Below are 23472 nucleotides of genomic sequence, written 5' to 3'. Positions count from 1 at the left end.
TTTCCGTTCACCTATCCTCTAGCGTGGGACGATAGTGACGCTGCGGGAACCTTCTAAGCCCGGAACCTCGCGCCAATAGTCAGTGGAACCAGCAGTACCCAATTGCAGGGCCGCACGTGCGTCAGTGATAAAAATTGTCGAACCGTTTGCAGCCACAGATACAACCGGGGCGACGATGTTGCCAGAGGACAACGCAATTGCTGAAGAACCGTCAACGTCAGCCCGCCACACAGGAGTATCCGCGCTCGCTGTGCCTACCAGTAGCGAATCATCCAGTGCCCATTCCAGTGTGATTGCGGAATCACCGACTACGGGCACCAATTCTCGAACATTCGTCAGTTTTCGTTCGCCTGCGGTGGGGCGGGTGACGGTAGCGGTATAGACCCGGCCATCAATAATGAAAGCCGCCCGCACCCCTGTGGCTGACAGTCGGAGTACGGAAATATCGCCGTGTTGCTCGCCTAGTTCGGTGGTGTCCACTTCCGTTTGAGCGATCTCACCAGTCGAAGCACTGCGTGCTATCCGTAACACCGTGGTGCCGTCAACTACGGTCCATACCACCTGGCTATTCCCCTCAAAGGTGGGTTTAGACATCGTAGTTGCTTCTAGCAGTTTGGGCATCTGCCCTTCTATGGGCCCGATGTGAAATTGCGAGCGTTTATTATCTCGTTCCCCTGACGCAACGACAGCGGCTGCAACATCCAGGGTGGCGGATATATCCATCGACTCGATATTGCCTGCGGAACCGAGGAATCCAGAAAGCTGTTTTGCATTCCCCCCGCTAAACCGGGATACTTTGCCAGATGTTAATGCATACAATGTGCCTGAAGACGCGCCAGGCGCTTGTGGATTAAATTCGGGGAAGTCTTCCACTGTCAGCTGGGTGTTCCCAGTTTCACCTATCAACGGCTCGTCGTCCATTTCAAACTGGTACGGACCCGAAATATCCGCTAACGCCAGGGTCCACACGAGTTGTGCCGCTAACCGACGCCGTTGAGTTTCGTCCATGGTGGAGCCACCAGTGAATTTGTACACCCCATCTTCCACCCCAGTGAAAGCCATCGTTTCGGGAAATTCGCTCAACACCCCAGGCCGCAACACCGTGGATGGCCCAGCTAACAGGAGCGAAATCAGGGCGGTATCGTGCGATTTGTTACCGGAATAAATCCACCGCCTATCGGAAACCAACGCGGTGCCACCCGGATCGAAAAAATACAGATTTTTTGGGGTGTAGCGGTTTCGCAATTCAGTACGTTCGACCACCACTTGATTGGGCAGATCCGATACCCGCCACTCACCATCAGCTTTGTTTAACGTAACGGTGGCTCGGTATTCATCGTTGCTCGGATTGTAAGCACCCCCCTCTGCGATGGTGCCTACCACCGTGCCGGTTACGGTGTAGGAGACAGAATTGACATCGGTGCTCGGGTTAGAGCTCATGTCGATGCGATCTAAAACGACGATTTCCGGCCCTGGCGACCATTCCTGTTTGATGTTTTCACTTAAAAAACTACGCGCCTGCTGATACTGCTGAGTAGGACTCGCACTAACTGCGTAGAAATCCCGCAGCAACAGATCCGGCTCGCGTCCTGGTATCGGACCTAAGTCGGTGGTGGGGCTAGCAGCTTCGAGGCTACGCAGCGCTTGCGGTTCAGATGAGCTAGGCAAAGATGCGCAGGCTGACACCACGCTTATCGACGCGATCAGCGCTACCCCAGTGAGCGTTCGTTTCATTTTCGACATTATCTGCGAGTTCACTAGCCGTCCTCCTTGGCAAGCTCCACGCCGCGTAACACCACTAATGGTAGCTCTTCAGTCGGTTGTTCGCTGATATCAGGTTGGGGGTCGTCGGATAGCGGCAATGGGTCTTCGTCGTAACGCTTACCAGGTATCCGGGGCAGAGTTAGCCTAAAGCATGACCCCAATCCGGGTTTGCCCGCCGCAGCGAGGGTGCCGCCATGTAGTTGAGCATCTTCGTGGGAGATCGCCAAGCCTAATCCAGTTCCACCAGAATGCCGCACGCGGGAGGGATCAGCCCGCCAGAACCTATTGAAGACCAAATCTTCCTGGCCGGGTTTTAACCCAACACCGTGATCAATAACCGCTACCGAGACGGCATCGTCGTTTTCGCCAACCTTCACGTCCACTGGTTTTCCTTCCGAATGGTCGATGGCATTGGCCAATAGGTTACGCAGTATTCTCTCGATTCGACGTGGGTCACCGGTAATGGTAACCGGTTGTTCAGGCATGTCGAAAGTGACGGTCACACCCAATTCATCTGCCAAATGGGAGGTTTGGTCCCACGCCGAATCAACACACGAGCGAATGTCTAGGGTAGATTCCGCCAAGTCGGCAACGCCTGCATCGTGCCGGGAAATTTCCAGCAGGTCATTAAGAAGACTTTCAAACTGATCTAATTCCCGAACCATCAACTCACTAGCACGTTGCAGCGCAGGATTAAGTTCATCAGATTGGTCATTGATTAAGTCAGCCGCCATACGCACCGTTGTCAAAGGGGTACGCAACTCGTGGGAAACATCAGAGGTGAATTGGCGCTGTAGATTGCCATATTCCTGCAATTGATTGATTTGCTTGGACAGCGACTCAGCCATGGAATTAAAGCTCATGGCAAGTCGGGCCATCTCATGTTCGCCATCCACCCCCATGCGTTCGCGCAGATGCCCTGAGGCGAATCGCTCCGCGATGCGGCTTGCAGAGCGTACCGGGGTAATCACCTGCTGGATGAGCAACCAGGTGATAGCCACCAACATGACCACTAAGGCGATGGCCGCGGCGGAGAAAACACCTCGCAACATCGACAGCGTGGCTTGTTCGTTTTCCATCGAAAGAACCAGGTAAACCTGAAGATTAGGAATATCGGTTTGGGTTGGGGAACCGATAATCATGGCCTTATAACTGCTGCCATCAATCCGATCGATAGTGGCGAACTGATAGGAAATCTGCCCTTGACTAACGAAACTGCGCAATCGATCCGGAATGCGATAGTTTTCCGGCGCAACAATCACGGAACTATCTGGGGTCTCCACCACTAAAACCGGTTCATAAGCTGCCTGAACATCGGCGGCGTTATTCGACCTGGCAGTGAGTGCAGTGCGGGCGGAGTTCAACCGCACCTGCACACTGGAAGATGTAGCGGTAGCCTCAATCTGCTGTTCCACCGCCACGCGAGCACGATCAATCTCGGCGTTGGCAATGTCAAGTTTGGCGTCGATAAGCCGCTGCGTCACCAACGACACCAGAACGTAGGACAAAATAATCATCACCACGGCACAGGCAGCAAAAATAGAACCAATAACTTGGTATTGCAAGGACCTACGCCAGCGGGCAATAAACCGGGATCGTAGTTTGACCAGTGGCTCAGTCAGAGAAGTAAAAATAGTAATTACTCCCCTGTCTTATAGCCCACTCCCCGAACGGTGAGCACGATCTGTGGGTTTTCCGGGTCTTTCTCAATCTTGGCCCGCAGACGCTGCACGTGCACGTTGACCAATCGGGTATCTGAGGCATTGCGGTAGCCCCATACCCGCTGAAGCAGCTCTTCACGGCTGAAAACCTGGCCCGGCTTGCTGGCAAGTTCATGCAGCAAATCGAATTCCAATGGGGTAAGTGAGATCTCTTCATTACCCCGGGTAACCGAGTGGCCGGGAACGTCGATAAGCAAATCGCCAACCTCTATGCTGCCGGTGGCAGTGGTTTCAGTACGACGCAGCCGGGCGCGGACTCGAGCAACTAGTTCTTTAGGTTTGAACGGCTTGGAGATGTAATCGTCGGCGCCGGATTCCAGCCCCAACACAACGTCGACAGTGTCAGTTTTTGCCGTCAACATAACAATCGGGACCGTGGATTCCTGCCGTATAGCACGGCAAATATCGATACCGTTCATTCCCGGCAACATGAGGTCAAGCAGCACTAGATCAGGGTTTTCACGTTGGAAAACCCCGACTGCCTGGCCACCATCGTTTACTACAACGTAGTCAAAACCTTCGGTGCTCAGGACCAACGTGAGCATCTCGGAGATTGCCGGATCATCATCAACAACGAGAATCTTTTGAGGCATGGTTCCTTCCACCGGATAAGACGAGACTGGTGATTAAAAGCAGTTAACCTGTGTCCTGACCGAACACTTACACCTTGCACAAACATTAAGTGTTGTACCGCAACTAAAAAGTGTTCAACCAAGCCACGTGATTAATTATGCACTTATTTCATTATCTATGGAGTTTATATATGAACAAGTGTATTAGCACAACGGAGAGCCCCAGGCACCACCGACCTTAGGTTATTGCCAAGGTTATAGAACTGCCGAAACAATACGCTCTGAAATTTCGGCGACGCTTAACTCCGGATGTGCGATCACCCATGGCGAAAACCAGTTGGTTTCTGCAAGGGATTGGTACATCGCTGCGGTTCGTTCCTGCAACCTAGAATCGGATTCATAACGATCCCGAACCCGGTTTTCATCCTGCTGCTCGCGCATAGTTGCCCGCTGCGCGGCTAACTCCGGCGGCGTATTAAGCAAAACTTGTAAGTCCGGTACGGGTAACCCCAGTTGGCGAAATTCTAAGTCAGCCACCCAATCCACCATCGCGGCGTCCTGGGTGCGCGCGGCGGAATATGCAGCATTAGATGCGACATATCTGTCCAGCAACAATACCGATGGTTTGTGGACAAAGCTACGTAGTTGCGGCAGCGCCTCATAACGATCCAAGGCAAAAAGTGTCGCCATGGCATATGCGGAATCGGTCAAGTCACCCATCTGCCCGTATAACGCGCGTTGCGCTAACTGGGCGTGAATGGAATCCGCGTACCGAGGAAAACCGATCACGGTTGCATCGAGCTTTTCGACGAGTGCTGAAACCAATGTGTTTTTTCCAGCACCGTCGATTCCTTCAATGGCGATAATCACGTCTAAGCCACCTACTGAATGAATTATGAACGAACTAGTAACGGTAGTGTTCTGGTTTATACGGTCCTGCGACATCCACCCCGATGTACTCAGCTTGCTCTTTGGTCAATTCGGTAATCGCTCCACCTAGTGCTTCCACATGGATACGTGCGACTTTTTCATCCAGAATTTTTGGCAACCGGTAAACCTCATTCTGGTACTGACCTGTGTTGCGGAACAGTTCGATCTGCGCAATGGTCTGATCCGCAAACGATGTCGACATGACGAAACTTGGGTGTCCAGTGGCATTGCCTAGGTTAAGCAACCGCCCTTCCGACAAGACAATGATCGCTCGACCGTTAGGCAAGTGGAATTCGTCTACTTGTGGCTTAATAGTCACTCGCGAGATATCGTCCCGGTGTAGTAGCGATGCCATATCAATCTCATTATCGAAATGGCCGATATTCCCCAAAACCGCGTGATCTTTCATTTCCAGCATGTGATCAAAGGTGATGATTCCCATATTTCCCGTGGCCGTGATGACGATGTCCGCGTCGCTGATTGCATCCTCGACCCGAACAACGGGAAAGCCATCCATCAATGCCTGTAAAGCGTTAATCGGGTCTGCCTCTGTCACCTTCACCCGAGCACCTTGACCAGACATTGCCTCCGCGCAGCCCTTACCAACATCACCGTAACCACAGATGAGTACATTTTTTCCGCCCATTAACATGTCGGTCGCGCGGTTGATGCCGTCGATAAGCGAGTGGCGGGTGCCGTATTTATTATCGAACTTTGACTTTGTCACCGCATCGTTGACGTTCATGGCCGGGAACGGTAGTACCCCCTCTTCCGCGAAGTGGTACAAACGATGCACACCGGTGGTGGTTTCCTCGGTGACCCCCTTGACTGATTCGGCGATAGCTGCCCACTTCGGCCCTTCGGTTGCTAAAACATCGCGCAGCGTGTCTTTAAATGCGATAAATTCGTCCGAGTCTCTTGCTTCGGTCGGTGGAACCAACCCTGCTTCTTCCCACTGCTTGCCTCGAATCACCGCCATGGTTGCGTCGCCACCGTCGTCGAGGATCATATTCGGCAAAATGCCGTCACCCCAACTAAAGATCTGGTTGATGCACCACCAGTATTCGTCAAGCGTTTCGCCCTTCCACGCAAAAACTGGTACGCCTTGTGGGTTTTCTGGAGTCCCAGCGGGACCAACGACGACGGCAGCCGCCGCCTCATCTTGGGTCGAAAAAATATTGCAGGAAGCCCACCTCACCTCAGCTCCGAGCGAAACTAAGGTTTCGATCAACACTGCTGTTTGAACAGTCATGTGAATCGATCCTGCGATACGAGCCCCTTTGAGCGGTTGCTCATTGGCATATTCCTCGCGCAATGCCATGAGTCCTGGCATTTCATATTCCGCCAGCCGGATTTGGTGGCGACCAGCCTCGGCAAGGGAGAGATCAGCGACTTTGTAGTCGTTACTGGAGTGATCGCGAAGTTTGGATTCAGCGGTGGGAGTGCTCATGGTGCGTCGGCTCGACTTTCTCATGGTTTCTAGCTGCGGATAGTAGCGACTGCTACAATTTTGCTTCGCTGAATCACTATAGTCGGCACCATCTAACGCGTGCACGCTACCGCGCTATGACATACACCAGCTTTCGGGCAAAACCGACCGTGGCGATGCCAATAATCTATTGCTAACCAATAGGGTCTACCCATTACGCACCGGTGTCATCTCCAGTGATTATGCGTATTAGCTGACCGCTTCGATAAAGGCTTCTACATCGATGTCTTCATCTTCTGTTTCACTTACCGCTTGCAACACAACCAGGGCATTTTCCGCCAATTCTTCGGAAGTGCTGCCCACCAATTCGCGAATATACGGGTATTCATCGGCAGTTTCACTGGCAGAAAAAGGTGCCCCCGCCCAAATGGCAGCAATTGTTGCCGCACATTGCCCATTGTCGATTTCATCCGCAGTTGGGTTGCCATTAACCACAAGCTGACAGGCGTCCTCTACCGCCTCAATAATATCTTCTGAATCAAGGTTGGCTAGGTCGTCCAAAAAATCTACATTTGTTTCTCTGCTAAAGACTTCAATGTCCCAGGCAGCCATGATGGTCACCGCTTTCAGTTAATCCGCTGGTTTTTGCATGTGCAACTACATGCATTGCTGCGGAAATGGTTTGTGTTTTTCGTTATTTCATCGAGCTTCTCGACGTTGGTAAAACTCATGTTACATACAACTTGCAGCCATACCTCCACTCCTTTGATACGCGTTTGCGTATTAGCCGTTGCGTTTATGTTGCACAAATCTCTCTATAGCCCTTTATACAACCGTAACGCCGCGCCTGACCAGCCCTATAAACAATATAGACCGACCTCACAGGGAAGATTTTCTTAGCTAATTTTTATCAAAGCAGCCAATCTTCTTCCCCCCGTTCTATAACGTTTGTGTTAAGGTCGATCATTGGAAAATGAAATTTTGCACTTTCTTTACAAATTTCGCACAGGTTTCATTCTCCAACTGCTGCCACAGACAGTGACAGCTTTAACAGAATTAACAAAGTTTACGAAAAGATCACTTCGCACTAGCAAGACAGCGACTTGAAGGAAGCAGAGGCGCTTATGAATAGTGGGTCCACCACCCGCCGATTCTTTGCGATCGTGTCTACCGGATTCGCAATCGCGGCACTTGTTGGGCTTGTGGTATGGCAAAGTAGTATCGCAACTAGGTCATCTACCACAGCAAATGAGGCAGGTGTCGCTCCGTCGTTGGTTGCAGGGGAATCTGAAAAACTGGCCACATCCACCGCTCCGGGTAAAAAAACACAGAATCCTACACCGGTTGCCACACCCAATCTGAGTGAGGATGTTGTCAACGATCCTCTTTTGCCGCCTCGAGCGTATATCGCCCCGGAGCGTATTTCGCAGCCTTCTCTCACCACCACGGTAAACACGTTTGTCCCTCCAGTTGCAATTGAAACCGAATCAGTTGCACGTTCACCACAGAACAATCGTGAAAATCCACGACCAGGTAGTCCAGGTGGTCGTGACAACCAACCTACAACTACCACGACGGACCGAACTGAACCTCCTGTACCAACAGGAACACCGTCACCAACCACCACGACGGTTCCACCAGTCCCACAGGTGCCAGTTCCGCCGAATACTGTGCCTAACGAACCGGTTCCGCCGACATCGACTCCAGGTACAAGCAGCACGGAATCGACAAGCAACACCGATGCGGCTTCGCCATCTGGGGGCAGGGAAATGTCACCGGAATCGGCCCCGTCGACAAATGCCGAGCCAACCGACTTGCGGTAACTAGTTATTCACGGTCGCGATAAACACTTGACCCCGCCCAGAGACTGTTATTTGTTCGCTTTCACCAGCAGCAATCCACACAGCTTGGGTGGGGTTTAATTGTACTTCGGACTCCCCCACCGCCACCGAGATCTCTCCGGCAGTGCACAACGCAATGCGCGGCCCCCGACAAATCACCTCAGTGGTGCCATCAACCTCCACTTTGGCGAGGGCAAATTCTTCGGCTGGAGTGCGAAACCATCCGCCTTCGCTTTCAATTCGTGGATCAGTAACTGCCCGGAAATCCAATACCCGTACAAGCTCCGGGACATCTACATGCTTAGATGTCAATCCGCCACGCAGCACGTTGTCGGAATTAGCCATGATCTCCACCCCTAGCCCTTTACAATATGCATGCAAATTGCCAGCGTGTAAAAACACGGCTTCACCAGGCTCAATCACGACATAATTCAGTAGTAACGCGCCGAGCACTCCGACATCGCCAGGATAGCGCGAATCAAGTTCAATGATGTTGCTGAGCGTTTCGATAATCCACGGTTCGGTTCCATCAGATTCCTCACTGCCCGCAGCAACCACTGTGCGTGCGGCATCAACTATGTCGTCGATTAGCTCTTTACGCACAGTTGCCGGGATTGAAATCCAGGTGGTAAAAAGCGCCCGAAGGTGATCGCCTTCGCTGCCTTCCCCCTCGGCGATCCCCACCCACCGATCTAAGGTGGGGCACTTTAACGCGTCGAATAGCTCACGAGTTCGCGAAAGCGGTCGGAAACCGGCCATAGCGTGAAACTTTGTGAGCGCAACAATAAGTTCCGGCTTGTGATTATCATCTTTATAGTTTCGATGCGGCGCCCGAATATCAATACCCGCATCATTTTCCCTGGCAAACCCCTCTTTAGCTTGGGCAAACGATGGGTGTGCTTGAAGCGATAACGGCTCGGCAGCGGCAAGAATCTTGAGTAAAAACGGTAACCGGTCCCCATATTTCTCGCGTACGGAAGTACCAAGGTGGTACTCGGGATCCGCAGAGATAACTGCTGTAAGCGTCCGGTTATCAACAGTGGCCGAACCGCCAGGGTGAGCGCCATACCATAACTCCGCCTCAGGATGAGATGCGGATGTGTGCCCGCGCAACCTGGCAATGAGATCTTTAGAACCCCACGGATAGGTTTGCGTGCGTGGACGAAGAAGCAACATGAAAAAACGTCAGTCTTTCTACTTTTCCAGTCCGCTCCGGCTAGTAATCTGCGGAATCGGTGCTGTCGAAACTAAAAAATGCGGTGGCGGCGAATGCACGTGTTACCAGTCGTAACACGCTGCTAGGCGCAAGCGGCGACGAGATCGTCACCGAAAATGAACCCGGCGGCCCAGGCGGCTGGTTATCCGGCGCGCACCACACAACGGCCTTCAACGGTAGCAGGCCGGGGCTCGGATCGAGTAACGGATCGTAGAAAATATCGGGTTGTGCCTGCGGAAAATTACGTTGTGCATACATGAGCTCCGGCATAGACAATACTGATCCACCCCGACCGTTCATAGCCCACAACGTCGCGGCTAGATCCGCTACACCTCGGCCAACCGGGTGAAGTGCACTGTGAACAAGGGTGCCGTTTAACTGAGCTAGTTGCCGAGCCGGGTTTACCATGTGATCGCGTTCCGGAGAACAGCTTTCTAATTCTTCATCAACCCCTGCCGCCCAATCATGAAGTTTTTGCACCACCAATAACACATCAAGGTCTGCTAGTTCTAAAACAGCAAGTATCGAGCACAATCCCCGCATCGGGCTTGGCCCTACACTATTAGGTAAATGCGGAATAATGATGGCCCGGTTAGGTGCATTTGTGGCTAATGGGCTCTCCCCTGGAGCCACTAGCACGGTTGGCACACCCCGAGTCACCGCATGCGACATTGCCCGCGCGATGGCTTGATCTTCGCCTTTTTCACTCAGAACAATCAGCACATCTAGCGCACCAATATAGCCCGGCAGGCTGTCGGTAACGACCAAAGGAACTGCCAACGGCTGAGCCATGGCCACTGCCAGCTGAGCGCATTTAGCACTGAGATCATCGGCACACAGTAGCACGATGCTGCGCGCTCGTACTCCGGCCAAACTAGCTAGGCCCGGCCGAATCACCCCAAACGCATCGGGAACGGGATCGATAGAGGATTCGATTGCGCCCGCGATCGCCCGGATCTGTGCCCCTTCATGGGCGATATCGTAAAACGCGACCGCAAGAGGGTCATATCCATTCATACCTTGCTATCCTACGCATCACCACGACATGACCGCGCACCCCTGGGAAAACCGGGGTTAGCGACCCACCTAATCTAGGCAATTAGCTGCGATAATACATCACAGGCTACACCGAATTCCGCTACGAGTGCGGCACAATGATGGCGCTGATTTCCGCAACCAGTGCAGCTACGGCTTCGGGAGTGTCCGCTTCCACATTCAACCGCAGCAAGGGCTCTGTGTTGGAGGCACGCAGGTTAAACCAGGCGGGCGAATCCTTCACATCCACGGTTACTCCGTCGAGCTTGTCGACGCTTTCCGTGCGCTCGGCGAACGCTTCTAGGACAGCTGCGGTGCGCTGTGCTTGCTGCTCAGCCGAATCCAACCGGAAATTCACCTCACCTGATGCATGATACCGATCGTATGTATGCATCAATTCGCTTAACGGCTGATCGCTTTGCCCCAATGCCGCAAGCACATGCATTGCCGCAAGAATTCCAGAGTCAGCGTTGAAGAAATCTTGGAAATAATAATGCGCGGAATGCTCGCCACCGAACAACGCGTTGTGTTCGGCCATCTTAGCTTTGATAAACGAGTGCCCCACGCGGGTACGAACTGCCTGACCACCAGTTTCACGAATGATTTCGGGAACCGCCTTCGATGTGATCAAGTTATGGATAATGGTTGCGCCTGGCTGCTGCGCCAAATAGCGCTGTGCAATGATCCCACAAATCGCCGACGGGCTCACCGGACTTCCAGTTTCGTCCACCACGAAACACCTATCAGCATCGCCGTCAAAGGCCAATCCGATATCCGCCCCAACCTCCACTGTGAATTTTTGAAGATCGACTAAGTTCTTAGGATCAAGTGGGTTAGCCTCATGATTCGGGAACGTGCCATCCAATTCGAAATACAACGGGATGATCTCTAACGGCAATCCACGGAAAACTTCGGGAACGGTATGACCCGCCATGCCGTTTGCAGCATCAACTGCGACTTTCAACGGCCGGATGCTCGAAAGCGGAACCAAGGATCGCAAGAATTCGCCGTACGCTGCCAAGGAATCCTCGGTGGTTTGACCACCTGGCTTACCGTCGAAAAGCGGAACACCCGCGATAAGCATATCGATGATGGCAGCTAGCCCAGTTTCTTGCCCCACTGGGCGTGCCCCCGATCGGCACATTTTAATGCCGTTATATTCCGCAGGATTATGCGAAGCAGTGAACATTGCACCAGGAATATCCCGAACCCCGGAAACAAAATACAGCTGATCCGTGCTGGTCAAACCCAGCATGACCACATCTAAGCCTTGGGCACGCACCCCATCAGCGAACGCTTGCGCCAATTCCGGTGAGCTGGGGCGCATGTCATGCCCGATCGCAACCGCAGTCTGCCCTTCTGCCCGCATAAGATTACCGAAGGCTGCTCCGACATCATGAATGAAGTCGGCAGTTATTTGTTCCCCCACTATGCCCCGAACATCGTAGGCTTTAATGATTTCAGTGACAGATTCACGGGTGCGCATGTTTTCCTAACAAGTATCCAAAGAGTTGATAAACCACAACTGGAATGATTTTACCCGGTTCACCCGGCAATCCCCGCACCCACAGTGGTTAAAGATGCATTATCTTCCCACCAAATTCTTTCAGTCGTACTATCCACAGCCCAGCACTAAGCAGCGACCTTTCCCCAGCTACTACATCAAACACCCACAGAAAACTTCAGCAAAATTCCGACCCGAAACTGCGCAAAACGAGTTTTATGGTAATAGGTTGAGAGACGTGTTCTACGGCTTTCGTAAAAGGTGTTCCACAAAAACACTTACTATCCCCTGAAGAAGATGAAGAAAAACAGTGCCTGCGCCCCGTATTCCCGTTTGTACCACACTAAGATTCGGCATCGGCTATAGGTAGCTGGAAAACATCAGCAGCACCTACCACGGGCTGTTAAAGTCGAACGCATGAAAACCCCCAAAGAAATCTGCGATTCCGTCGGTTGTGTCAATAGGTTTCCAGCCCCTGGTAGCCGTATTGCGCTCGCCCTGTCTTCACTCGGGAAAATTCCGACCTATGGGGCACGGCTTATTCCCAAAACCACCAACCCGAACGAAATCACCTGGTACATCCACTGCGGCGAGAATCCTGGTGACGCCGATTTTTATGATGTAGTATGCATCGAACACCTCGCTGAGAAGCTGCCGCAAGCCTTGCCCTACCTTGGTCTCGACTACGGCTACAGATTCATCATTGATGATAACGGCTACGAAGACATCTACCACGAGGATGAATTGAAAGACTAGCAGAACCTTTTTGATGCGGTACGCATAACCGGACAGGTGGATGGCGTGCCCCACAAGACACCGCATCTCCGCAGGCGAATCAGCCGCGTGTTTCCTCTCTATATCCCACAAGGGTCTCGAAATTATAAGTCACTTGCCCCTTTCGGGACTCAATCTCCCCAAAGTGAAAATAACCCGTTATATCCGTAAGGCTCACTGCAAATAGTAACCGAGCTGCTAGGTGTTATATCAAATTCCCACGAAACCCTCGGAAAATGCAGCACTAGAACCGTACAAGCTAAAAGTATGCTGTTGTTTTGTCACTACACGCTACGATGTGGTGTGAAACACTTTGTTGTCGGGCTTTCTATTGATCATCGTTGTCGGGCACGACGGACAAGTGCGCCCGGCGAGTTATCTTGTGCGGTGGCCTACGTACCGGGTGATTGGGCACATGTTCTTCCGATTCCATGAGCCCCGAAGTAGTCTGTCCAGCTTCTCGCACCGCCTCGGCTAAGGCCGTGAGATCTTCGTCATCTTCAACCTCAGTTACCCGCAATAATTCCCACCCCAATGGCGGCGTAATCTTAGAAGCGTGCCGTTCGCACAGGTCCCAACTATGCGGATCGTCGTTGCTTACCAGCGGCCCAATGAATGCGGTGGAATGTGCATACGCATATGTAAGCGTCGCAACGGCGGGTTGGCCGCAACCGGGACGAGAACAACGACGGAACTGATTCACGCAACAAAGTTTAGACACAATCATGAGGTTTTTCGATACCTAGGGCATCTTCGGCGCGCCACGTTCCCCCTGTCTGGGACCAAGAGTTTAGGCTATCAAGTATGCGCGAAAACGATTCCTCCCCCTTAGGCCACAATTCTGCTGATCCAAGCGGCAAGGTGAGCCATATAGCCCCAGGTAACGGGGCCGGTCGGAATCGCATGAGCGGTGGACGAAACCGACGCCCACGCGATCGACACGGACGGGGATTACGCGGACCAATCCTTCCCTTTGAGGTTCCCCGTTTTCGCAACCGCACCCAGATCTTTGATGCCGCAGTATTAGAAGCCTATGCCCCCATCCAACACCGATTCGCGGATAACTTAAGTCAACTCGATATTGCGGTGGACACCATTCCCCGGATGCGCCTAAATGCAGATGTTGATTCATTCCCGGAAGAAATCGTGGCCGATGGTCCAGTTCCACTAGGCCGAGTCATACAAGCAGGAATTGATTCACATGGCCGCCCCACCCGCGCCCGCATTGTGTTGTTCCGGATGCCTATTGAACAACGTTGCCGGGATTCCGCTGAACGCCAAGAGCTACTAGCGATGGTTTTGGCGCAACTTGTTGCACACTACCTGAATGTAGCACCTGAAGATATTGACCCGAATTTTCGGCCGTTGTAAGTTTTTCTGCAACTGCTAAACAAATTTTCAAAAATTTTTATTTTTCGTGTAACACATTAGTTTTAACTAACGATGCTTTAGATAGGAAAGAAAAAATTCCAGTCGATGTCAGAAGGACTGACAACACACTGGAATTAGCCATGTGACTTTCCACCATCGCTTACACACCCATATGGATGCGCTACAAGCTCAATAGTCGAATTACACAATATCCCGTTTCAAACGGCGCCGTTCACGCTCTGACAAGCCGCCCCAGATACCGAAGCGCTCGTCATGTTCTAGCGCGTATTCCAGGCACTCATCCCTAACGGAACATGCCTGACAGATACGCTTAGCTTCACGGGTGGAACCGCCCTTTTCGGGGAAGAACGCTTCCGGGTCGGTCTGCGCACATAACGCTTGCTCTTGCCACTCCTGCTCCACTGCACCAAACAGGTCATCAAGGGTCATTGCAAGCGCTGACCGAGTGCGAGGCGCGGCGTTACTTGCCATGTTATCCACGCCACACTCCTCTCCTCGTTGCTACTTCTGCCTATCACTTACAAGGTTAAAAGTTCAAGGCACTTACTTACTTACTTAAGTACTCACCTAGCGACAATAGCGATATTTACATCTATATGATGCGGTACCGCTAAACCCCACAGGGGAGATGCGGGAATCACTCTGCGAATTACACACCTGCGATTCAACACGTAAACACAATATGTCGTCAAGCTAAACGCAATGATTTTTCCGGGCAAAATTCATTTCCGCAGTTGGTTAATCACACCAGTCACTCCATTCACATTGCGTCACTCAGCGGGGTACTTGGCGGGGGTACTATATGTTGTGTATACCCCCAAAAAATAACGCAAGGGTAACAATATGGAAGTGTTATGGTCAAAATCGTGCGCAACAAGCGCAAAAGCCTGTAAAAAACTTAAAAATCCGCTTGCTGCATATGTGCTGACAAGCGGATATTTTGATTTATTTAAGATACTCAAGCATCCGAGCTAAAGCGAATTCCGTTATCTGGAATCTCAACTCCTGGCCACACCCGAGCACCGTCACGCAATTCGCATCGGGCACCAATATGCGCCCCCTCCCCAATAACGCACCCCCGAATTCGGGCATTCGCGCCGATGCGAGCACCATGTGCAATGATTGAGTCCTCAATTACTGCACCCGGTTCAATGGTCACCCCATCGAATACCACCACATCATCCAACCGACAGCCTGGACCAACTTCCGTGCCGCGACCGATCACCGTACCACCCAATAGCAGCGTGCCATCCTTAACCATTGCCGAATCATGAACCAACGATTCACCGGTTCGCCCCACCAGTAATGGCGAAGGAGCAATACCACGCACCAAATCAGAGCTACCACGGACGAAATCCGCCGGAGTGCCCATATCTCGCCAGTAAGAATTATCAACATAGCCGTAGACTGCGCGTCCGTCTTCCAATAACTTCGGAAAAGTTTCCCGCTCTACTGACACCACCCGGCCAGCGGGTATCTCCGCTATTAATTCCCGACGAAAAACATAGCAACCTGCATTGATTTGGTCCGTCGGTGGGTCTTCGGTCTTTTCCAAGAACGCCTGCACCCGCCCTGACTCATCTGTTGGTACACAACCAAAGGCACGGGGATCGGGCACACGCACCAAGTGCAGTGTCACATCCGCGTCTTTTTCCTGGTGGGCGGCGAGAATGCCTTTAAGATCCGTCCCGCCGAGGACATCACCGTTGAAAACCATGACGGTGTCGCCACGGAGTTTGTCATAGACATTTCGGATACCACCACCTGTACCAAGAGCAACCTCCTCAACGACGTACTCGATTTCAAGTCCTAAATCTTCACCGTTTCCGAAGTATTCTTCAAAGACCTCAGCATGAAATGACGTCCCCAAAACCACATGAGTGATCCCGGCAGCTTTAATTCGCGCCAATAAGTGACTTAAGAATGGCACACCAGCGGTGGGCAGCATCGGCTTGGGCGTCGAAACCGTCAGCGGACGCAATCTGGTTCCCTTACCGCCGACCAAAATAACCGCATCAGTGTTAGATGTCATGTGCTGGGTATTCACTCGTCTTTCCTTGGCTTGTGTATCGATAGTTTTTGTTTTAACGATTACAGCTGCATAGGCTGTCTCTCAATCATTTTTTCATCTTAGCCAGCGCAACTACGATAGCCGCACGCAATTTAAGCCCCACTTTTAGCGCTACCCGAATCGGCACTTGCCAAAAATACGGATGACGATCCGCCTGGAACCGGTACGCCGACTCATGATGAGCAGGCAGCATCTTCTCAGGATGTTTACCCGCAGAATGCCCCACCGCGTGAGTGATCTGGGCAGTTGGGCAAAACACATTGCAAAAGCCTGCTCGCCCAAATCGGTCGCCAAGATCAACATCCTCCATATACATGAAATAGCGCTCGTCAAAACCGCCGATGGCATTAAAAGCATCCCATTTGACCAAAAGGCAGGAGCCAGACAACCAACCTGCAGTGCGTTCAACATCCATCACAGCATTATCTCGGTAGGAGCGGGACCATGGATTCGACGGCCATATTCCCGAAAACAGCGCATGCCCAATCCCGTTCCTTAGCGTTGGGATAGCTCGTGCTGAGGGATAGGCTGAGCCGTCGGATTGCCTGATATACGGACCAACATCTGCAACATTGCGATCAGCCCAACGCGTCGCGCACGCCAGCATTTCATCAATACTGCCTGGGTCAAATACAACATCTGGATTAGAAATCACGAAGTAGTTAGGATCAATCTCGCCCGCGTCGATAAGCGACGCTATCCTACGTGCTGCGATATTAATGGCCGTTCCGTAACCAACATTGCCGCCGGTTGCTAAGAACTCAACATTGTCGTATTCCATTGCCGCTTTCTCAGGAACCCCATCAGTCGAACCGTTATCAGCTAAAAAAACCTGCGTCGGCAAAACTGTGGCATGAGACACAGAATCTAAGAAGCTGCGGAGATAATCACCCGGCGAGTAGGTCACGGTAATCACAGCAATGGGCTTTTTTAGCGTATTCACCTCGTTATTCACCTCGTCGAGTTTACTGTGTCAGGCGCTATAAGTCTCTTTAACACCTTCCCACCAACGTGTTTCCTGTCGAAGAACAAGATATTCTTAAACACACTTCGGTTATTCTTAGGCGAAAAGGAGAATCCGGTAGCCAATGAGTGAACATCAGCGCCACACGCGCGACATTCAGGCGCGACCGCAGCTCGGCCCCGACACCCATCAGCAGGGTCCAGCTGCGGTCAAAGCGCTGGTGTCATTTTTGTCTGCCCTGGTGCTGGTGGTTTCCGGCGTAGGTTATTGGACCGTTGGCCGAATCGACACTAACGTATCCTCCGGCACCTTGGAATTAGGTGGTGACCAGGGGCTGAAAGAAGCTGCCGACGGGGCCACCGACATTCTTCTGGTTGGTTCCGATTCTCGAACCGATGCTCAGGGTAACCCCCTTACGCAAGAGGAAATCGACCTTTTACACGCCGGTGATGAAGAAGCTGATAATACTGACACCATCATGGTGATTCGTATTCCTAATGACGGCTCATCAGCCACCGCGATTTCCATTCCACGGGATACTTACGTCCACGATGACGCAATCGGGAATCTAAAAATCAATGGCGTTTATTCCCATCACAAAGCCTTCGAAAAAGAACGATTATTTGAAACTGGAAACGTTGATGAACGCGAATTAGAGGAAAAGTCGAAAGACGCCGGACGCCAGGGCCTTATCCAGGCAGTCAGTGATCTCACCGGAATTACCGTTGACCATTATGCCGAGGTTGGTCTGCTCGGCTTCGTGCTACTCACCGATGCCGTTGGTGGCGTGGAGGTATGCCTTAACGACGATGTATTCGACGAATATTCCGGCGCGGACTTCAAATCTGGTGTGCAAACGCTTAACGGCGCTCAGGGTTTAGCTTTCGTACGGCAACGGCATGGCCTACCCCGGGGCGACCTTGACCGAATTGTTCGCCAGCAGGCGTTCATGGCCTCACTAGTATCCAAGGTTCTTTCCTCCGGCACACTGGCCTCTCCAGGAAAACTAGCTAGTCTTGGCGATGCCGTTACCCGGTCAGTCACCATTGACAAGGATTGGGACGTGATGAATTTCGCCATTCAGCTGCAGAACCTCGCTGGTGGAAACGTGAAGTTCAATACCATTCCGGTGACCTCCATCGACGGTGTCGGCGACTACGGTGAATCTGTGGTTACCGTCGACGTCGATGAAGTACACGACTATTTCAATGAACTTCTAGGCACCGCGCCTGCACCGGCTCCGCCGAGCCTGGCACCCGATCCGACCAGCCCAACGAGCCCAACAGTTAACCCCAATGTTGAGGTTTTAGTACTTAACGCTTCTACTACCTCCGGTTTGGCCGCTAGTGTTGGTGGTTTCCTATCGGAAGCGGGATACCGGATCGCGGATACCACCAATGCCCAGGAAGGCCTCTACTTCCAATCCCAGGTTCTTGCTGCTGACACCACCAATCCCGATGCCTTAGCCATCGCACAAAAACTCGGTGGTTTGCCCATAGCAGCAAGTGCTTCCCTTGATGCAACTACCATCGCCGTAGTCACCGCCGCAGACTACAACGGCCCTACCGGAACTCCAACCTCTGCCGCCAGCTCCACCTCGCAATCTTCGGCGGCAAGTAAGACCGTTGGTCAGGCGGGCTCCAAGCTGGAAGAGGAAAATCTGTCACCTGTCATTGATGCAGGTGGTACCGGTCCACGCTGCGTGAATTAGTGCTAGTTGTTCTCTACATCGTTGAAACCATCTAACCAGGTGCTCATATAGACCGCCTGGGCGGATTCAGGATACGAGGGCTTCTTCCGGCAGAACTAGAAAAAGCAAAACTTCCACTATTTCTGCCTTCTGCTGTTAGGTTGGTAGCCATGGCACAGGTTACTTTCGCTAATGTCACCATCACCTACCCCGGCGCAGCCCGACCAAGCGTCGAAAAGCTTAATTTGGAAATCGCCGACGGTGAGTTTTTGGTCTTGGTGGGTCCCTCTGGCTGCGGAAAATCCACCTCGCTTAGGGCATTGGCCGGGCTTGAGCCGGTAACGGAGGGACAAATCCTGATTGGCGACCGCGATGTCACCGGTTTGGAACCCGCACAACGTGATATCGCGATGGTGTTCCAGACGTACGCGCTTTACCCGCATATGACCGTGCGAAAAAACATTGGTTACCCGTTAAAGCTAGCTAAATTACCTAAATCGGAGATAGATGCCAAGGTAGAAGAAGCGGCTGAGATTCTTGGGCTTTCGGAACTTTTAGAGCGCAAGCCGAAGGATCTTTCCGGTGGTCAACGCCAGCGCGTCGCCATGGGGCGGGCGATCGTGCGTAACCCACAGGTGTTTTTGATGGACGAACCGCTGTCGAATCTTGATGCGAAGCTTCGAGTACAGACCCGTACGGAGCTTGCCGCGCTGCAACGTCGCCTGGGGGTGACCACGGTGTATGTCACCCACGACCAGGTTGAGGCGATGACTATGGGCGACCGGGTGGCGGTACTTAAGGATGGGGTATTGCAGCAGGTAGCCAGCCCGCGGGAGCTTTACGACGCACCAGCGAACGCGTTTGTTGCTGGGTTTATCGGTTCGCCAGCTATGAATTTGTTCCCCGCTACCGTCAACGGCACGCTCACCACGATCGGTGTTCGCCCCGAACACATGCTCGTGGTCAATCACCCCCAACCGGGGTGGGCGGCCATTGCTGCCCGAGTCGCCATAGTTGAGGAGCTGGGTGCGGAAAGTTATGTGTACGCCGCCACTGGTGATGGCACCACCTTGGTGGCTAAATTACGTGGCAATCAACGCTTCGATCCTAACCAAGAAATCATGTTGAGTTTTAATCCACAATCCGCCCACCACTTCAATGCCGATACTGGGATTCGGCAATAAAACCCCACAATTTTTGCTTAATTCGCCCCAAAACAGACATTTCACTACTACATTTTGAGGGTAAGCAACTATTTTTTAGAAAGGTTGTACCTTTATGGCACTTCGATTGACTCGTAAGTCTATTGCCGCTCTGGGGTTTGCCAGCGCACTGATCCTCACCGGTTGTAGCGACACTGGTTCCTCAACCTCCGGTACCGATTCCGCAGGTTCCACCGGTTCTGCATCTTCAGAAGAAGGCCGCGGCCCCATCACCTACGCTATGGGCAAAGTGGATTCCGAAAAACTCATTCATGTGATTGATAAATGGAATGAAACCCACCCAGACGAAAAAGTCACCTTCAAGGAACTAGCTGGCGAATCCGACGATCAACGCGATTCCCTGGTACAAACCTTGCAGGCAGGCAACGACGACGTAGATGTTATGGCACTCGATGTTGTGTGGACCGCAGAATTCGCCGCAAATCAGTGGTTAGAACCACTGGAAGGCGACATGGCGGTGGACACCAGCAAGCTACTACAGCCAACCGTGGCTTCCGGTACATATAACGGCAAACTCTATGCATTGCCACAGAACACCAACGGCCAATTGCTCTTCCGCAATACCGAAATCCAGCCCGATGCGCCGACGACTTTTGAGGATTTGAAGAATTCCTGCGAAAAGGCGAAGGAAGCAAACGTTGATTGCTTAACTTTGCAATTGAAGCAATACGAAGGTCTTACCGTAAACACCCTCGGCTTCGTTGAAGGCTGGGGCGGTCACGTCCTAGATGAGTCCGGGGCACCCGTCGTGGATTCCCCAGAAGCCAAGGAAGGTTTGCAAACCTTGGTCGACGCCTACAAAGATGGCGTGATTTCCAAGGCTTCGACCTCGGCAACCGAACAAGAGACCCACCTGGCATTCACCGGTGGTGAAACCTCCTACGCGATCAACTGGCCGTACATGTATGACCTGGCCAAGGGCGAGGAATCCAAGGTAGCTGACAAGTTCGAGGTTCAGCCATTGGTCGGCAAAGATGGTGTTGGTGTATCCACCCTGGGCGGATTCAACAATGGCATTAATGTCAACTCCAAGCACAAGGCCACTGCCCGCGACTTCATCGAGTTCGTCATCTCGGAAGAAAACCAGATGTACTTCGCGGAGAATTCCTTCCCACCAGTACTTGCTTCCATCTATGACGATGAGGCGTTGATTGAGAAGTACCCGTTCTTCCCAGCACTGAAGACCTCGCTGGAAAACGCAGTTCCACGGCCAGCTTCCCCGTTCTACCCAGCTATTTCCAAGGCAGTTCAGGATAACTCCTACGCTGCGCTGACCGCTGACAAGAGCGTGGATGATGCCACCGCTGACATGAAGGCAGCTATTGAGGCCGCTAAATAGAAACTCGGCAAATCTACTCCAGTAGTACTGCTAAGCTGACACTCAAAACCATTTGCCCCTTTTTCGGGTAGTGGTTTTGGGTGTTTTGCATCTAACGAAAGGTGAGGAAACCGTGGTCAAAAACTCACGAGCCGCCATATACCTTATTGTCCCGTCGCTGGTTGTTTTGGCGGTCGTGATCGGTTATCCGATTATCCGCGCCATCTACCTCTCCTTCCAATCCGATAAGCACCTTGATCCCGAAACCGGGGTTTTCGTCCAAGGCGGTTTCGCCGGATTCGACCACTACGTTTATTGGCTCACCCAACGCTGCATGACCCCATCCGGCGAAATCGGCGCCTGCCCACCGGGGGTTTTATCCACCGACTTTTGGCCCGCCGTGGGCAATACGCTCTTTTTCACCGTGGTGACGGTCAGTCTGGAAATTGTCCTGGGAATGCTCATGGCTTTAGTCATGCACCGGGAATTTAGGGGCCGTGCCTTCCTGCGTGCCGCCGTGCTTATCCCGTGGGCAATCCCCACCGCCGTGACCGCAAAACTCTGGCAATTCATTTTTGCTGATCGCGGCATTATTAATTCCCTGCTCGGAACCCCCATTTCCTGGACCACCGATCCGTGGGCCGCCCGGTTTGCCGTCATCATCGCCGATGTTTGGAAAACCACCCCATTCATGGCGCTGTTGATCTTAGCTGGGCTGCAAATGATCCCGAAGGATGTCTATGAGGCCGCCAAGGTCGACGGCGCATCCACCTGGAAACAGTTCTGGCTTATCACGTTGCCGCTGGTCAAACCGGCGTTAATGGTGGCAATCTTATTCCGCACCCTAGACGCGCTGCGCATGTACGACCTGCCAGTAATTTTGATTTCCTCCTCGGCTAACTCCCCCACCGCCACGGTGTCGCAATTGGTGGTCGCTGACGTTCGGCAAAACAATTTCAATTCCGCCTCGGCGTTATCCACCATGATCTTCCTGCTGATCTTCTTTGTGGCTTTCATCATGATCCGCTTCCTCGGCGCGGACGTATCTGGCAACGCCGAGAAACGCGAGCTAAAGAAGATTCAACGCCGGGAAGAAGCCCAGCAGCAGGCAGCTGACCACCCGTTACGCGTCGAAAAGCAACCCGCCACCATCCAGCCACTCGTCACGATCGGAGAACCCCATGCGTAAAACAATCAGCAACTACATCGGGGTCATCCTTATCCTGATCTGGGGGTTGGCGCCGTTTTATTGGATGGTGGTCACGGCGCTGCGCGATAAACGCCACACCTTTGACACCACCCCGTGGCCGACCCATGTCACCTTGCAAAACTTCAAGGACGCGCTGGCAACGAACAAAGGAAACGACTTCCTCAACGCCATCGGCAACTCACTACTGATCGGGTTTTTAACCACCCTCATCGCCGTCACCGTTGGGGTGTTCACCGCCTACGCCTTGGCTCGGGTGGATTTCCGGGGCAAGGGCATCGTCACCGGAATCGTCCTGGGGGCCAGCATGTTCCCCGGCATCGCCTTGGTCACTCCGCTGTTCCAATTATTTGGCGACCTCGGCTGGATCGGCCAGTACCGGGCTCTGATTATCCCCAATATTTCCTTTGCCTTGCCGTTGACGATTTACACGCTCACGTCGTTTTTCCGGCAGCTACCCTGGGAGCTGGAAGAAGCCGCCCGGGTGGACGGGGCAAGCCGCGGTCAGGCGTTTCGCACCGTCTTGCTGCCACTTGCCGCGCCGGCGCTTTTTACCACCGCGATTTTGTGCTTCATCGCCACCTGGAACGAATTTATGCTGGCTAATCAGCTGTCCACCAACGCCACGGAGCCAGTCACGGTCGCGATTGCCCGCTTCTCCGGCGACAGCCACTTCGAATACCCCTATGCTTCCGTCATGGCAGCGGGCGCGCTTGTCACCATCCCGCTGATTATCATGGTCCTCGCATTCCAGCGCCGCATCGTCTCCGGCCTCACCGCCGGTGGCGTGAAGGCCTAGCTGGCTAAGCAGCGATCCCAAG

21 protein-coding genes are annotated in these 23472 nt (G+C 52.7%); 8 read left to right on the top strand and 13 right to left on the bottom strand.

What is annotated here, in order from left to right; translation table 11 throughout:
* Window positions 1-18: 18 nt before the first annotated feature.
* The 6 genes from lpqB to CMUST_RS03750 form a co-directional block, all read right to left on the bottom strand.
* On the bottom strand, window positions 19-1734 hold the full coding sequence (lpqB, locus tag CMUST_RS03775; RefSeq protein WP_236690150.1) for an MtrAB system accessory lipoprotein LpqB: 1716 nt from the start codon (window positions 1732-1734) through the stop codon (window positions 19-21).
* Window positions 1735-1757: 23 nt separating this feature from the next.
* Window positions 1758-3386, bottom strand: a complete 1629-nt coding sequence (gene mtrB / locus CMUST_RS03770) for an MtrAB system histidine kinase MtrB (RefSeq protein ID WP_407922001.1) — start codon at window positions 3384-3386, stop codon at window positions 1758-1760.
* A gap of 17 nt (window positions 3387-3403) precedes the next feature.
* On the bottom strand, window positions 3404-4078 hold the full coding sequence (gene mtrA / locus CMUST_RS03765; protein ID WP_047261395.1) for an MtrAB system response regulator MtrA: 675 nt from the start codon (window positions 4076-4078) through the stop codon (window positions 3404-3406).
* A 234-nt stretch (window positions 4079-4312) separates the two neighbouring features.
* Window positions 4313-4927 (bottom strand): dTMP kinase, encoded by a 615-nt coding sequence (locus CMUST_RS03760; RefSeq protein ID WP_047261394.1) that lies wholly within the window; start codon window positions 4925-4927, stop codon window positions 4313-4315.
* Window positions 4928-4961: 34 nt separating this feature from the next.
* Window positions 4962-6437 (bottom strand): adenosylhomocysteinase, encoded by a 1476-nt coding sequence (gene ahcY / locus CMUST_RS03755; protein ID WP_047263346.1) that lies wholly within the window; start codon window positions 6435-6437, stop codon window positions 4962-4964.
* Window positions 6438-6665: 228 nt separating this feature from the next.
* Window positions 6666-7028: a DUF4259 domain-containing protein gene (locus tag CMUST_RS03750; RefSeq protein ID WP_047261393.1), complete on the bottom strand. Its 363-nt coding sequence runs from the start codon at window positions 7026-7028 to the stop codon at window positions 6666-6668.
* Window positions 7029-7540: 512 nt separating this feature from the next.
* Between CMUST_RS03750 and CMUST_RS15785 the strand changes: the two genes are divergently transcribed.
* Window positions 7541-8239, top strand: a complete 699-nt coding sequence (locus CMUST_RS15785) for a hypothetical protein (protein WP_052844516.1) — start codon at window positions 7541-7543, stop codon at window positions 8237-8239.
* Here the strand turns inward: CMUST_RS15785 and manA are convergent, their stop codons facing one another.
* The 3 genes from manA to CMUST_RS03730 form a co-directional block, all read right to left on the bottom strand.
* Entirely contained in the window at window positions 8240-9433 is a 1194-nt protein-coding gene (gene manA, locus CMUST_RS03740; protein WP_047261392.1) for a mannose-6-phosphate isomerase, class I, read from the bottom strand.
* Between the two features lie 40 nt (window positions 9434-9473).
* Complete coding sequence (locus CMUST_RS03735) at window positions 9474-10490, bottom strand: MurR/RpiR family transcriptional regulator (protein ID WP_047261391.1); 1017 nt, start codon at window positions 10488-10490, stop codon at window positions 9474-9476.
* Between the two features lie 121 nt (window positions 10491-10611).
* Window positions 10612-11994: a phosphomannomutase/phosphoglucomutase gene (locus tag CMUST_RS03730; protein ID WP_047261390.1), complete on the bottom strand. Its 1383-nt coding sequence runs from the start codon at window positions 11992-11994 to the stop codon at window positions 10612-10614.
* 435 nt (window positions 11995-12429) lie between these two features.
* On the opposite strand from CMUST_RS03730, the gene CMUST_RS03725 reads away from it, so the two are divergent.
* Window positions 12430-12768 (top strand): immunity protein Imm33 domain-containing protein, encoded by a 339-nt coding sequence (locus tag CMUST_RS03725; protein WP_201779218.1) that lies wholly within the window; start codon window positions 12430-12432, stop codon window positions 12766-12768.
* Between the two features lie 346 nt (window positions 12769-13114).
* On the opposite strand, the gene CMUST_RS03720 is transcribed toward CMUST_RS03725, so the two are convergent.
* Complete coding sequence (locus tag CMUST_RS03720; protein ID WP_047263343.1) at window positions 13115-13489, bottom strand: DUF3499 domain-containing protein; 375 nt, start codon at window positions 13487-13489, stop codon at window positions 13115-13117.
* Between the two features lie 200 nt (window positions 13490-13689).
* Between CMUST_RS03720 and CMUST_RS03715 the strand changes: the two genes are divergently transcribed.
* On the top strand, window positions 13690-14157 hold the full coding sequence (locus tag CMUST_RS03715; RefSeq protein ID WP_047263342.1) for a metallopeptidase family protein: 468 nt from the start codon (window positions 13690-13692) through the stop codon (window positions 14155-14157).
* A gap of 201 nt (window positions 14158-14358) precedes the next feature.
* On the opposite strand, the gene CMUST_RS03710 is transcribed toward CMUST_RS03715, so the two are convergent.
* The 3 genes from CMUST_RS03710 to CMUST_RS03700 all read right to left on the bottom strand — a co-directional run bounded on the left by CMUST_RS03710 (window position 14359) and on the right by CMUST_RS03700 (window position 17192).
* Window positions 14359-14658 carry a WhiB family transcriptional regulator gene (locus CMUST_RS03710; RefSeq protein ID WP_047261389.1) on the bottom strand — a complete coding sequence of 100 codons (300 nt, stop codon included), beginning with the start codon at window positions 14656-14658 and terminating at the stop codon, window positions 14359-14361.
* Window positions 14659-15136: 478 nt separating this feature from the next.
* On the bottom strand, window positions 15137-16210 hold the full coding sequence (gene manB, locus CMUST_RS03705; protein ID WP_047263341.1) for a mannose-1-phosphate guanylyltransferase: 1074 nt from the start codon (window positions 16208-16210) through the stop codon (window positions 15137-15139).
* 85 nt (window positions 16211-16295) lie between these two features.
* Entirely contained in the window at window positions 16296-17192 is an 897-nt protein-coding gene (locus CMUST_RS03700; protein WP_236690149.1) for a glycosyltransferase family 2 protein, read from the bottom strand.
* A gap of 145 nt (window positions 17193-17337) precedes the next feature.
* Between CMUST_RS03700 and CMUST_RS03695 the strand changes: the two genes are divergently transcribed.
* The 5 genes from CMUST_RS03695 to CMUST_RS03675 all read left to right on the top strand — a co-directional run bounded on the left by CMUST_RS03695 (window position 17338) and on the right by CMUST_RS03675 (window position 23450).
* Window positions 17338-18924, top strand: a complete 1587-nt coding sequence (locus CMUST_RS03695; protein ID WP_047261387.1) for an LCP family protein — start codon at window positions 17338-17340, stop codon at window positions 18922-18924.
* A 149-nt stretch (window positions 18925-19073) separates the two neighbouring features.
* The gene (locus CMUST_RS03690) at window positions 19074-20087 is read left to right on the top strand and encodes an ABC transporter ATP-binding protein (protein ID WP_047261386.1); all 1014 of its coding nucleotides are present in this window, start codon (window positions 19074-19076) and stop codon (window positions 20085-20087) included.
* A 94-nt stretch (window positions 20088-20181) separates the two neighbouring features.
* Window positions 20182-21465: an ABC transporter substrate-binding protein gene (locus CMUST_RS03685; RefSeq protein WP_047261385.1), complete on the top strand. Its 1284-nt coding sequence runs from the start codon at window positions 20182-20184 to the stop codon at window positions 21463-21465.
* Window positions 21466-21577: 112 nt separating this feature from the next.
* Entirely contained in the window at window positions 21578-22633 is a 1056-nt protein-coding gene (locus CMUST_RS03680) for a carbohydrate ABC transporter permease (RefSeq protein WP_047263340.1), read from the top strand.
* Entirely contained in the window at window positions 22626-23450 is an 825-nt protein-coding gene (locus tag CMUST_RS03675; protein ID WP_047261384.1) for a carbohydrate ABC transporter permease, read from the top strand. The genes CMUST_RS03680 and CMUST_RS03675 overlap by 8 nt, the downstream gene beginning before the upstream one ends.
* Window positions 23451-23472: the final 22 nt, after the last annotated feature.

Source organism: Corynebacterium mustelae (assembly GCF_001020985.1).
Classification (GTDB): Bacteria; Actinomycetota; Actinomycetes; order Mycobacteriales; family Mycobacteriaceae; genus Corynebacterium; species Corynebacterium mustelae.
The sequence above is the reverse complement of the archived record's forward strand: the minus strand, read 5'-3'. Positions and strand labels throughout refer to the sequence as shown.